General features: G+C 57.4%; 10 protein-coding genes. 8 read left to right on the forward strand and 2 right to left on the reverse strand.

Annotated elements, in window-relative coordinates; all coding sequences use genetic code 11:
* The first annotated feature begins 4 nt into the window (after window positions 1-4).
* The 4 genes from KW840_RS22250 (at window position 5) to KW840_RS22265 (ending at window position 4,890) form a co-directional block, all read left to right on the forward strand.
* Window positions 5-1,159: an iron-containing alcohol dehydrogenase gene (locus KW840_RS22250; RefSeq protein ID WP_218497859.1), complete on the forward strand. Its 1,155-nt coding sequence runs from the start codon at window positions 5-7 to the stop codon at window positions 1,157-1,159.
* 17 nt (window positions 1,160-1,176) lie between these two features.
* The gene (locus tag KW840_RS22255; RefSeq protein WP_218497860.1) at window positions 1,177-2,331 is read left to right on the forward strand and encodes an iron-containing alcohol dehydrogenase; all 1,155 of its coding nucleotides are present in this window, start codon (window positions 1,177-1,179) and stop codon (window positions 2,329-2,331) included.
* Between the two features lie 184 nt (window positions 2,332-2,515).
* On the forward strand, window positions 2,516-3,760 hold the full coding sequence (locus tag KW840_RS22260) for an OprD family porin (RefSeq protein ID WP_218497861.1): 1,245 nt from the start codon (window positions 2,516-2,518) through the stop codon (window positions 3,758-3,760).
* A gap of 173 nt (window positions 3,761-3,933) precedes the next feature.
* Entirely contained in the window at window positions 3,934-4,890 is a 957-nt protein-coding gene (locus KW840_RS22265) for a cyclase family protein (protein WP_218497862.1), read from the forward strand.
* Between the two features lie 379 nt (window positions 4,891-5,269).
* Here the strand turns inward: KW840_RS22265 and csiR are convergent, their stop codons facing one another.
* On the reverse strand, window positions 5,270-5,968 hold the full coding sequence (csiR, locus tag KW840_RS22270; protein ID WP_223531903.1) for a DNA-binding transcriptional regulator CsiR: 699 nt from the start codon (window positions 5,966-5,968) through the stop codon (window positions 5,270-5,272).
* A 195-nt stretch (window positions 5,969-6,163) separates the two neighbouring features.
* Between csiR and glaH the strand changes: the two genes are divergently transcribed.
* From glaH to KW840_RS22290, 4 genes are all read left to right on the forward strand, one after another.
* The gene (glaH, locus tag KW840_RS22275; RefSeq protein WP_056723351.1) at window positions 6,164-7,141 is read left to right on the forward strand and encodes a glutarate dioxygenase GlaH; all 978 of its coding nucleotides are present in this window, start codon (window positions 6,164-6,166) and stop codon (window positions 7,139-7,141) included.
* Between the two features lie 95 nt (window positions 7,142-7,236).
* Window positions 7,237-8,505: an L-2-hydroxyglutarate oxidase gene (gene lhgO, locus KW840_RS22280; RefSeq protein WP_218497927.1), complete on the forward strand. Its 1,269-nt coding sequence runs from the start codon at window positions 7,237-7,239 to the stop codon at window positions 8,503-8,505.
* A gap of 13 nt (window positions 8,506-8,518) precedes the next feature.
* Window positions 8,519-9,967 carry an NADP-dependent succinate-semialdehyde dehydrogenase gene (gene gabD / locus KW840_RS22285; protein WP_056723348.1) on the forward strand — a complete coding sequence of 483 codons (1,449 nt, stop codon included), beginning with the start codon at window positions 8,519-8,521 and terminating at the stop codon, window positions 9,965-9,967.
* A 100-nt stretch (window positions 9,968-10,067) separates the two neighbouring features.
* Window positions 10,068-11,489 carry an aspartate aminotransferase family protein gene (locus tag KW840_RS22290; protein ID WP_056723346.1) on the forward strand — a complete coding sequence of 474 codons (1,422 nt, stop codon included), beginning with the start codon at window positions 10,068-10,070 and terminating at the stop codon, window positions 11,487-11,489.
* Window positions 11,490-12,214: 725 nt separating this feature from the next.
* Here the strand turns inward: KW840_RS22290 and KW840_RS22295 are convergent.
* Window positions 12,215-12,958, reverse strand: a complete 744-nt coding sequence (locus tag KW840_RS22295; protein ID WP_056723344.1) for a histidine kinase — start codon at window positions 12,956-12,958, stop codon at window positions 12,215-12,217.
* Window positions 12,959-12,973 lie beyond the last annotated feature (15 nt).

The raw sequence follows: 12,973 nt of genomic DNA on the forward strand, positions 1-12,973 counted from the left end.
ATGTATGTCGACATTTAACTTTGAAACCACGCCACGTGTGATCTGTGAGATCGATGGCGCGTTGCGCCTGGGCAGCTTATGCCGCGAGCTAAAGGCCGAGCGGGTATTGCTGGTCAGCGATCCGGGGTTGTTGCGCGCCGGTTTGCTCGATGCACCCTTGCGAGCCCTGCACGAAGCCGGGGTCGAAGCGACACTGTACAGCGATGTTCAGGCCGATCCACCGTCGGAATCGGTACAGCACGCGGTGGATGCCGCCCGTAACTGCCGTGCCCAAGCAGTGATCGGCCTGGGCGGTGGCAGCTCCCTGGACACCGCGAAGTTGGTAGCCTTGCTCTGTGGTCGCGAGCAGGCGCTGGAGTCGATCTACGGTATCAACCTGGCCCAAGGCCCGCGTTTGCCATTGATCCAGGTGCCGACCACGGCAGGGACGGGCTCGGAAGTGACGGCGGTAGCAATTGTCACCACTCCCAGCCATGAGAAAAAGGGCGTTGTCAGCCCATTGCTGTATCCGGATATCGCGCTGCTGGACGCCCGACTGACCGTCGGCCTGCCTGCAGCTGTCAGTGCCATGACCGGTATCGATGCCATGGTCCATGCCATCGAGGCTTACACCAGCGTGCACAAGAAGAATGTGCTGTCCGATGGCCTGGCAATGCAGGCGTTGCGCCTGCTGGCGGGTAATCTGGATCGGGTCCTGGCGACGCCTGGGGATTTACCGGCTCGCTCCGACATGCTTCTCGGCTCGATGCTAGCGGGCATGGCCTTTGCCAACTCGCCGGTGGCGGCGGTGCATGCCCTGGCGTACCCATTGGGCGGCCACTTCCATGTGCCCCACGGCTTGAGCAACGCCTTGGTGCTAGTGCCGGTGCTGAACTTCAATCGTCCGGCAGCCGAGGCGCTGTATGCGCAACTGGCGGCGGCAGTGCTGCCAGGGCAGCGCTTTGCCAGCGAGGCGTTGGCCTGCGATGCCTTTGTTGAGTTCATGACCCGGTTGGTGGGACGCATGCCGTTTGCCCAGCGGCTACGGGATGTGGGCGTGACTGCCGACGACCTGGATCGCCTGACCGATGACGCGATGAAGGTCGAGCGCCTGCTTATCAATAATCCGCGCCCGGTAACACGCCAAGATGCCCGCGCCATCTATGCCTCGGTGCTGTAAACAAAAAGGACTGACCGATGAATTATGAATTCAGAAGCGTGCCGCGCATAGTCTGCGAAGCGGGCGCGTTGCACAGCGTGGGTAAGGTGTTCAAGGATCTCGGTGCGCAACGGGTGATGCTGGTGTGCGATCCTGGCATTGTCAGCCTGGGTTTTGCAGTTAAGGCCCAGGCCTCGCTTGAGGTGGCTGGCTGCGCAGTCACAGTGTTCGACCAAGTGGTTCCCGACCCTTCGTCCGCCGTGGTCAAAGAGGCCGCCGAGCAGGCCCGACAATTCAAGGCCGATGGCGTGCTGGGCCTCGGCGGCGGCAGTTCCTTGGACGCCGCCAAACTGGTGGCGTTGCTGATCAACAGCGAACAGCCTTTGGAGGAGTTGTATGGAACCGACAAAGCCCTGGGGCAGCGGGTGCCGCTGGTGTTGGTGCCGACCACGGCAGGCACCGGCTCTGAAGTGACTTGGGTCTCCGTCATCACTGACGAGCAACAGCGCAAGCAAGCGGTGTATTCGTCGCAACTGATGCCGGACGTGGCGGTGCTCGACCCGCAACTGACACTCGGACTGCCGGCCAGGGTCACCGCCGCCACCGGTTTGGATGCCATGGTGCATGCAGTCGAGGCCTACACCAGTCGCACACGCAAGAACCCGATTGCCGATGGCTTGGCCACCACCGCCTTGGGATTGCTGAGCGCCAACCTGCGCAAAGTATTGGCCAACGGTCAGGACGTGGTGGCGCGTACGGCGATGCTGCAAGGCTCGCTGATGGCGGGCATGGCCTTCGTCAACGCCTCGGTGGCGGCGATTCATGGGTTGGCCTATCCGCTAGGGGCACGCTTTCACATTCCCCACGGCCACGCCAATGCCCTGGTGATGGCGCCGGTACTGCGTTTCAACCTAAGCGCGGCGCAAAGCCAATATGCGGAGCTCGCGACGTACCTGTTGCCGGGCCGCCATTTCGAGCACGAAGCCGAGGCCGCCGAAGCCTTTGTTCAGGCAATTGAAGTGCTGGTGGCCGACAGTGGCCTGGAAACCCGGCTGTCGAAACTGGGAGTGGACGAACCCGCCCTCACCGAAATGGCCAACTCGGTGGTGGTGAACCTGCGTCGCCTGATCGACAGCAATCCCAGGGACATGACCGAGCAGGACGTAGAAGCCCTCTACCGCAGCATCTTCTAACCGACTGACGCGCATCGCCCATTAGCGTGCGGTGCGCCGAAGGGATACGCGCTCTGATTCGACAGTGTGTATCCATTTGTCCCTCCCTTTATTCACCTCGTCTGCCAACGCGGAGGGGAGGGTTTTGTGTGCTTTTTTAACAATGAGTATAAAAATAATGAACTGCTGCAATAAAAACAGCCGCATGTTGGCACCTGTCGTCGGTACCTATGTCTTAGGGCTGGCGCTGGCCGCGTCTGCCTTTCCGGCCGTTGCCGAGGGCTTTCTCGAAAACGCCAAGGCGAACCTTACCTCGCGCAACTTCTACATCAACCGCAACTTTACCAACCCGGCTTACCCGCAGAGCAAGGCCGAGGAGTGGACTCAGAGTTTTATCCTCGACGCCAAGTCCGGCTTCACCCAGGGCACCGTGGGTTTTGGTGTGGACGTGCTGGGGCTGTATGCGCTCAAACTCGATGGTGGTCGCGGTACCGCCAACACCCAGTTGCTGCCAGTGCATGACAATGGCCGTCCAGCCGATGATTTCGGGCGACTGGGCGTGGCGTTGAAGGCTCGGCTGGCAAAAACTGAGCTGAAGGTCGGCGAATGGATGCCGGTACTGCCGATCCTGCGTTCCGATGACGGCCGCGCCCTGCCGCAAACCTTCCGCGGGGGCCAGGTGACTTCCCAGGATATCGACGGTTTGACCCTGTACGGTGGGCAGTTCCGCGGCAACAGTCCACGCAACGACGCGAGCATGGACGATATGTCGATGACCGGGAGGGGCGGGGTTACCTCCGATCGCTTCAACTTTGCCGGGGGCGAGTACAGCTTCAACAGCAAGCAAACCATGATTGGCCTGTGGAATGCCGAGCTCAAGGACATCTACAACCAGCAGTTCATCAACCTGGTGCACAGCCAAACAGTGGGTAGCTGGGTATTGGGCGCCAATCTTGGCTACTTCATCGGCAAGGAGAGCGGCAGCGAGCGGGCAGGGGAGCTGGACAACAAAACCGCCTCCGCCATGTTCTCGGCCAAGTATGGCAGCAGCACCTTTTACCTGGGCTTGCAGAAAATCAGCGGCGACAACGCCTGGATGCGGGTCAATGGCACCAGCGGCGGCACCCTGGCCAACGACAGCTACAACTCCAGTTATGACAATGCCAAGGAGCGGTCCTGGCAGTTGCGTCACGACTTCAACTTCGTTGGTGTGGGCATTCCCGGGTTGACCCTGATGAACCGCTACATCAGCGGTGAAGACGTACACACCGCGACTGTGAGTGACGGCAAGGAGTGGGGCCGGGAGAGTGAGTTGGCCTATGTGATCCAGAGTGGCAGCCTGAAAAACCTGTCGCTGAAATGGCGCAACAGCACCCTGCGTCGCGATTACAGCAGCCTGGAGTTCGACGAGAACCGTCTGATTATCAACTACCCCTTCTCGGCACTTTAATACCGCTAAACAGATCGCACGCTACGCCAGCGGCTACAGACTTTTGTAGCCGCCGCTCGTTTGTCATTAAGCGAGCACTTTCATTTCAATATTTTGTATGTCCTGAGCGGTAAGGACGCAAGGCGCATTAGTCGTGCGCTTCAATAACCACCGTGACTGAAAAGGAAAACATCATGACTGCTGCAGTTCCTAAGATGGATGATTTTTTGAAGGACGCTCCTTCTAACTGGGGCAAGTGGGGCGCGGAAGATGAAGTTGGCTCTCTGAATTACCTGACCACGCAAGAAGTCATGCGCGGGGTTGCGCATATTAAGACGGGAAGCGTATTTACTTTACAGCGTATGATCGGTGATCCCGCAGGCGATCCGGTTTGGCCAGGCCGTACCCCGGCGGAACGTACTATGGTTCTCGATGAGTCAAGCTGGGACAATGATCATGGCCCATGTTATCCCGGCGGGTTGCACTACGCTGATGACAAGATCGACGCGTTCCTGCAAGGCTCCACGCAATATGATGCGCTTGGCCACCTCTGGTACAGCGGGAAAATATGGAACGGCTACGACGCGCGAACAACTGTGGGTGGCCTCGACAAGGCCAGTGTCGCACCTATCGGCGAGCGAGGAGTGGTCGGGCGCGGCGTATTACTGGATATGGCACGGCATCGTGGCAAGCGTATGCTGGATAAAGGTGAGACATTCACTCACATGGATCTTATGGCGTGCGCAGAGGCTCAGGGCCATACGATCGAGCCCCACGATATCCTGATTATCAGGACTAACTTCCTTCAAGCTTTCTATGAGCAGGGCGAGGCGTTTTACGACGGATTCTGCGAGCCAGGCCTTACATATTCGGAGGAGCTTGTTCGATGGTTCCATGACAAGGAAATTCCAAACCTTGTCACCGATACCATCGCCAATGAGGTCACGACAGATCCAGTATCAGGTGTGGCTCTGCCACTACACTGCGCTTTGATGCGTAATCTTGGTATCGCCTTTACGGAGATCTGCGACCTGGAAAAACTAGCCGAAAGTTGCGCTAAAGACAGGCAGTATACTTTCCTTTATGTGGCAGCCCCGCTAAAAGTACATCGCGCTGCCGGATCACCGGTCAATCCGGTAGTGATCAAATAGTCGTTTATGCTGGGGCAGGGTTACTCCTGCCTCAGCATAAGTGAAAGTCGCCGATTTCTGTCTCAATCTAGTACATTTGCTGGCTCAGTGATAGAGATAATCAATCTGTAGCTGGGCGAACTCTATGGCTTCTTTGTGAGTGTCTGCCTCCATTGTTTTTTGCCAAGTGCCTGATACAGATTCGCGAATATGCTTATAAGCGCACAGCTTAGTTAGTGAGCTGAGCTGTTAATCAATTAATTCAATGTTAATAACGCTCGGCTTCGCCTTATGTACTTAAACGCACAGTATATCGTTACCGGTAGATCAATGAATTAACTGCTCAGGACACTAGAGTGGGCGGATATGCTCGCTTTAGCCGCCCCGTTCAACCCCAAACTCACGCGGCACTGCCCATTCCTTGCACCAACATAATCTCGGCGATGATCGGTACCGGCGTCATCAGGTGAGTGCGCATCATGGTGCTGGCCCGTGGCGCATCGCGCGCCAGAATAGCTTCAACCAGCGCAGCATGTTCCTTGCGCTTCAACGCCAGGGCTTCTTCGGAGAAAACCGTCTGGGTCAGCCAAAGGTGGCGGTAGCGTTCGGCCTGATCAAATAGATAGCCACGTGCCTGTAACAGGTGTTTTGAACCACAACCGGTGGCAATAGCCGTGTGGAAGGCCTTGTGCCGTTCGTCCCAGACATCCAAGACCTGCTCTCGGGTTTTGACATCCATAACTTTCGAGAGGGTATGGGACTGGGCAAGGATCTGCGCCTCCCAAGCGTCGTCACCGCGCTCAATGGCCAAGCCTACGATCATCGCCTCGAGGTTGGCGCGGGCATCGTAGATGTCCTGCATTTCTTTCAACGACATGGGCGCGACCCGGTAGCCCTTCTGGCTGATCACCACCACCAGATGTTCGGCCACCAATTGCGAAAGCGCCTCTCGCAGCGGGCCAACCCCCAAGTCATAACGCTCCTTGAGCCCGCTCATGAGGAGCTTCTCTCCGGGCTTGAAGACCCCGCGAATGATGTCCTGTTTGAGTCGCTCATACCCGCTGAATGCAGAGTTCTGCTTGGGGGTGAGGCTATCCAAAGGTACTGCTCCTGAAAACGACAAGGTCCAATCATACCTAAACATCTGTCATACGAAAAACATAAGACGAAACGGTGTTTTATCGACTATAAATAAAAATGTAGACATTTTAAATTTATGGCGATATTTTTGCTCTGAGCCTGATCCGCATCAATGCTGGAGGGGCCAATCCCTACCTTCTGCCCAGGAACTGCCATGAACGCCTTTACGCAAATTCAGGACCTTGTGATGCCACTGCCATCGGAGTGCAAGGGTTTCACTCTCACCCCTTCCAGCCAGTCACCGCGCCTGCTTGAGCTGAAATTTGCCAAGCAAACCGTCGACGCGTTCATAAAGGCGGTGACGCAATGGCCGGTCCAGGCTCTGGAGTACAAATCGTTCCTGCGCTTCCGGGTTGGCCAGATACTTGACGAGCTGTGCGAAGGCACCCTGCGCCCGGTGTTGATCAACACCATTCTCGACCGCGCCACCGGCGGCATGCTGATCACGCCGGAGGGGTTGAACGAAGTGTCCCAGGCCGATGACATGGTCAAGTTTTCCTCGGCCGTCGCGCACTTGATCGGTCGCTCCAACTTCGATGCCATGAGCGGCCAGTTCTACGCGCGCTTTGCAGTGGTCAACACCGACAACTCCGACAGCTACCTGCGCCAGCCACACCGGGTCATGGAACTGCACAACGACGGCACATTTGTTCAGGAGCGCACTGACTATGTGCTGATGATGAAGATCGACGAGCAGAACATGGAGGGTGGCAACACCCTGCTGCTGCACCTGGACGATTGGGGAGACCTGAACCACTACTACACGCATCCGCTGGCCCGCCGTGAAATGCGCTTCACCGCGCCACCGAGCAAGAACGTGCGTGAAGACGTGTTCCATGCGGTGTTCGACAACGACGCCGAAGGCCGCCCGACAATGCGCTACATCGACCAGTTCGTGCAGCCCAAGGACTTCGAGGAAGGCATTTGGCTGACCGCCATGAGCGAATCCCTGGAAGGCAGTCAGGAGAAGGTTTCGGTACCGGTGCCGGTCGGAAGCTTCGTGCTCGTCAACAACATGTTCTGGCTGCACGGCCGTGACCGCTTCACCGCCCACCCGGGCCTGCGTCGTGAGCTGATGCGTCAGCGCGGCTACATCAGCTACCAAAAAACCATGTACCAGCGCGGCCAGTAAGGTTTGGCAAACGCTGAAGTGACGAGGGCCACCTCATGTGGCCCTTATCGCGCTTCTAACAAAAACGTAATACAGGTGGGTGCAAGCTAATGGCTGTGTACGACTTCATCATCATCGGTGGCGGCATTGTGGGTATGTCCACGGCCATGCAACTGGCCCAGGTTTACCCGGACGCAAAAATCCTCCTGCTGGAGAAAGAGTCCGGCCCGGCCAAGCACCAGACCGGCCACAACAGTGGCGTAATCCATGCCGGCGTCTACTACACCCCGGGCAGCCTGAAGGCGCGCTTCTGCCTGGAGGGCAACAAGGCCACCAAGGCCTTCTGCGACAAGCACGGCATCCGTTACGACGAGTGCGGCAAGCTGCTGGTGGCCACCAATGAGCTGGAAATGCAGCGCATGAGCGCGTTGTGGGACCGTACCGAAGCCAATGGGCTGAGGCGTGGATGGCTGTCGGCCGCCGAGCTGCGCGAGCGCGAGCCGAACATCGTCGGCCTGGGCGGTATCTTTGTGCCGTCGAGCGGCATTGTGAACTACGCCGAAGTCACCGCGGCCATGGGCCGAGAATTCGAAGCCGCCGGTGGTGAGATCCGCTACAACAGCGAAGTCGTCGCCATCGACGAGCGTCCCGATGAAGTCGTGGTTCGCACCGACACGCTGGAGCACCACGGGCGCTTCCTGATCACCTGCTCGGGCCTGATGGCTGACCGCGTGGTGCGCATGCTCGGGATCAAGCCCAACTTCATCATCTGCCCGTTCCGCGGCGAGTATTACCTGCTGCCCAAACAGCATAATCAGATCGTCAACCACCTGATCTATCCGATCCCGGATCCGTCCATGCCATTTCTCGGCGTGCACCTGACCCGCATGATCGACGGCACCGTCACTGTCGGCCCCAACGCAGTGCTGGCGATGAAGCGCGAAGGCTATCGCAAGACCGACTTTTCGCTGTCGGACATGTTCGAAACCCTGACCACCCCGGGCATTCTGAAGGTGCTGATGAAGAACCTGCGTCCCGGTCTGATCGAGATGAAAAACTCACTGTTCAAGGGCGGCTACCTGAAGGAAGTGCAGAAGTACTGCCCGAGCATCAACAAGAGCGACCTCACCGCCTACCCGGCCGGTGTGCGCGCACAGGCGGTCTCGCTTGACGGCAAGTTGATCGACGATTTCCTGTTCGTCAACACTGCCCGTAGCGTCAGCGTCTGCAACGCCCCGTCGCCTGCAGCGACCTCCGCCATCCCGATCGGCGCATACATCGTCGACAAGGTCCGTGAGCAACTAGCAAGTGCCGGTGTCAGTTTTGTCAAACCCGCCAACTCCACTCGGACCGCCCCGATGGCGGCTTCCGGCGCAACCCGCTAATGAGGAATTTCGCGTGCAACTCAACGATCAGAAACTGTTTCGCCAGCAAGCCTATATCGACGGTGCCTGGGCAGATGCTGACAATGGCCAGACCCTCATGGTCAACAACCCGGCCACTGGTGAAATCATTGGCAGCGTGCCGAAGATGGGGGCGACCGAAACCTGTCGTGCCATTGAAGCCGCTGACAAGGCGCTACCGGCCTGGCGCGCCCTGACCGCCAAGGAGCGCGCCAACAAGCTTCGCAAGTGGTTCGACCTGATGATGGCCAACCAGGAAGACCTGGCCCGCCTGATGACCCTGGAGCAAGGCAAGCCACTAACCGAGTCCCGTGGCGAAATCGCTTATGCCGCTTCCTTTCTGGAGTGGTTCGGCGAAGAGGCCAAGCGCGTATATGGCGACATGATCCCCGGTCACCAGGTCGACAAGCGCCTGATGGTGCTCAAGCAGCCGATCGGTGTCACCGCCGCCATCACTCCGTGGAACTTCCCTTCGGCGATGATCACCCGCAAGGCCGGTCCGGCCCTGGCCGCCGGCTGCACCATGGTCCTCAAGCCGGCCTCGCAAACGCCTTACTCGGCCCTGGCCTTGGCCGAGCTGGCCGAGCGCGCCGGCATTCCGAAAGGCGTGTTCAGCGTGGTCACCGGCAGTGCCGGCGAAGTCGGCAGCGAGCTGACCGGTAACCCGCTCGTGCGCAAGCTGACCTTCACCGGCTCCACCGAAATCGGTCGCCAGCTGATGATCGAGTGCGCCAAGGACATCAAGAAGGTGTCGCTGGAACTGGGCGGCAATGCACCCTTCATCGTCTTCGATGACGCCGACCTGGACGCCGCTATCGAGGGGGCGTTGATCTCGAAGTACCGCAACAACGGCCAGACCTGCGTCTGCGCCAACCGTCTGTATATCCAGGACGGCATCTACGACGCCTTCGTCGAAAAACTCACCGCGGCGGTGGCCAAGCTGAACATCGGTAATGGCCTGGAAAGCGGCATCACCACTGGCCCCCTGATCGATGCCAAAGCCATGGCCAAGGTTCAGGAGCAAATTGAAGACGCTGTGAGCAAAGGCGCTCGCGTGGTTGCCGGCGGCAAGCCGCATGCCCTGGGCGGGACCTTCTTCGAGCCGACCGTGCTGGTTGATGTTCCGCGCAACGCCGCCGTTGCCAAGGAAGAAACTTTCGGTCCGCTGGCACCGCTGTTCCGCTTCAAGGATGAAGCCGATGTGATCGCCATGGCCAACGATACCGAATTCGGTCTGGCGTCCTACTTCTATGCTCGCGACTTGAGCCGGGTGTTCCGTGTGGGCGAAGCACTGGAATACGGCATTGTCGGCGTCAACACCGGGATCATCTCCAACGAAGTCGCGCCGTTCGGTGGCATCAAGGCTTCGGGGCTGGGCCGTGAAGGCTCCAAGTACGGCATTGAGGACTACTTGGAAATCAAATACCTCTGTATCGGCGTGTAATTACGGCGGACATTCATCAAGCGTCAAGTGTGGTGGAAATGAACACCCACCAAAGCCTGTAACAATGCCATATGGCTGTCATTCCCCGGAGTTCCTTAACATGAATCGCTCGAATCTTTCGCTCGCCGAAAAGGATGTTCAGCATCAACTGCACCCCTACACGGATGCGCGACTGCACCAGGAAGTAGGCCCGCTGATTATCGAGCGTGGCGAAGGCGTTTACGTCTATGACAATCAGGGCAAGCGTTATCTTGAAGCGATGTCGGGTCTTTGGAGTGTGGCGCTGGGTTTCAGTAATGAGCGTCTGATCAAGGCGGCAGAGCAACAGCTACGCAAACTGCCCTTTTATCACCTCTTCAGCCACAAGGCTCACACACCCAGTATCGAATTGGCCGAGAAGCTGATCGAACTCGCCCCGGTGCCGATGAGCAAAGTCTTCTTCACTAACTCAGGCTCTGAAGCCAACGACACCGTCGTCAAGATGATCTGGTATCGCAACAATGCCATCGGCAAGCCTGGCAAAAAGAAGTTCATCAGCCGTCATAATGCGTATCACGGCATTACTGCTGTCAGCGCCAGTTTAACCGGGCTGCAGGTGAACCAACGTGGTTTTGACGTGCCGCTGCCGGGCTTCTTTCACGTTGCCTGTCCGCACCACTATCGCAATGCCAAACCTGGCGAGACCGAGGAACAATTTGCTGATCGCCTGGCAACCGAACTCGAAGATGTCATTCTCCGGGAGGGCCCGGAAACCGTAGCCGCTTTTTACGGCGAACCGCTGATGGGGGCGGGCGGCGTGATCGTGCCTCCGCGCACGTATTGGGACAAGGTTCAAGCGGTGTGCCGCAAATATGACGTGCTGGTCGTTGCGGATGAAGTGATTTGCGGCTTTGGTCGTACCGGTAAAATGTTTGGCTGCGAAACCTTCGGCATCAAGCCGGATGTCATGGTGGTTTCCAAGCAACTATCTTCTTCGTATCAACCGATCGCGGCAGTCCTGATCAACGATAAGGTCTTCGAGGGGATCGCCGATCAGAGCCACACCTTCGGTACTCTGGGCCATGGCTTCACCGGCAGCGGCCACCCGGTTGCGACTGCAGTTGCGCTGGAAAACATAAAAATCATCCAGGAAGATCGGCTTATCGAGCGCGCCTGCGAGTTGGGCGAACAACTTCAGGCCGGACTGGCTCAATTTGCTGATCATCCGTTGGTAGGGGAGGTCAGGGGCTGTGGACTGATCGCCGCTGTGGAGCTCGTTGCGGATCGTCGGACAAAGGAGCCGCTGGATACGGTTGGGAAGCTGGGGCGCTACCTGGCGGGACGTGCGCAGGAGTACGGCATGATCACAAGGGCGATGGGAGACTCGATCGCATTCTGTCCACCACTGATATCCACGACAGAAGAAATACAGTTTGTGGTTGATACATTCAGCCGTGCACTCGACGACACTGACCGTTGGTTTGGTCTGGGTGTCAACCAAAGCATGTGGCATCAGTGGGAGGGCTACACACACAACTCCTGATAGCGCGTCTCGGTGTCATGAAGGTGTATCGATCATCGGCGCGGCCCGAGTACTGGTCGCGCCACCATTTTAGTTTCGTGAGTAAAAATGATTCTTCACGGATTACCGGGAAAGGCGCGCTTGATCTTCATGAAAAAGAGCTCGCTGTCCCGGTAGCCGTACACCCTCTGTTTGATAACCATGATTTATATCTTTTTAATTAATCGGTTTGAGTTGACCAACGAATCCGGCTCACAATGTCTCTAGGTCGGCCTGTTGTTCCGGGTGCTGGCTAACCTCCAGGTCAAAAGCTGTATTCATTTCCACTACAGCCGCCTCTATTTGAGTGCGTCCCCTCTAGCTCCAAATTTCGAAAAGTGATCTGACCGCAACGCGGGTTTTAGTCGGGCTCGACAGGCAGGAAACGTGTGGAATGAGGCGTCAAAGTACTTGTTTCAGTCGTTCACGGACTTCGTGAAGAACCCAGTGGCTGTGCGACCCACTGCGGCTCCTTCTAAAGGTTGTGATCTTCCAGTGTCGCGGTGAGAGTGCACAGCTTCGTCAACTCGGTTGAGATGATTTTTGTGCAATTGCCTGATGGAATAGGCGGCTAGAATGGGGGCCACTTTCGGTAGCGGAGTGCATGGCGACCTCCAGCCATCCATGGCAGGAGCTTTCATTCGATAGGACTTTTCCTGATGCGCCTGGGTTTAGATTTGGTTTCTCAAACCAAGATGGAGTCTTGATCAAAACCTTGGGACAGGCCGCTCTACGACTCTCCAATATGACGATGTGTCGATAAGGCTCAGGACGCGACCCTGTTCTTTGTCCAGACTCAGGGTGCCTCGGATCAAATCACCGGCCAGCCAACTCGGTGTGTTAGCCGCCAGCACCCTACCTTCGGCGTTGAGTAACAACGCCTCATTACTGACTCGCATAAGGCTGCGCACGAGCAAGGGCTCCAAGGAGTGCAGAGAAATATCGGCAGCAGCTACACCAATGAAGCGATCTGCGAAAAAAATAGGAACCGAGAACGCAATGATGTACTGCTCCGTGCCGTACAAATCCACAAACGGGCCGTCTATGGAGGGCTGCCGGGTTTGCTGGGGGAGGGTGTACCAAGGCATGTGCAGGTAATCGTAAAAACGTTCGCTACGGCTATTAAAGTTCAGCGTCAGAGGCTTAATTTCTTCTTTTTGGGTTCGGCACCACCATTCCAGATGCATTTCGCGGCCTTCCAGCTCACCAGGAGCGAATACCACGCCGGCACCATGAAACTTGAGGTTTTCCGAGTTCAGGATTTGTCGAATAATCGGCAGCAATGGCTTCAGGTCGCCTTGGCAGGGGCGCTCCTTTTTGCTACACGTATGCTCCCAAATGCTCAATACCGCGGCGCTCATATCGTTGAGCCCCTTGAATACGTTACTTACGGAAGCATTGATTAACGTGGCACATTGGGACAGCTCGTTTGCTGACATTTCGTTAGCCATGGCTCTACCTCATGA

It is taken from the genome of Pseudomonas sp. PDM30, assembly GCF_019218985.1.
Classification (GTDB): Bacteria; Pseudomonadota; Gammaproteobacteria; order Pseudomonadales; family Pseudomonadaceae; genus Aquipseudomonas; species Aquipseudomonas jessenii.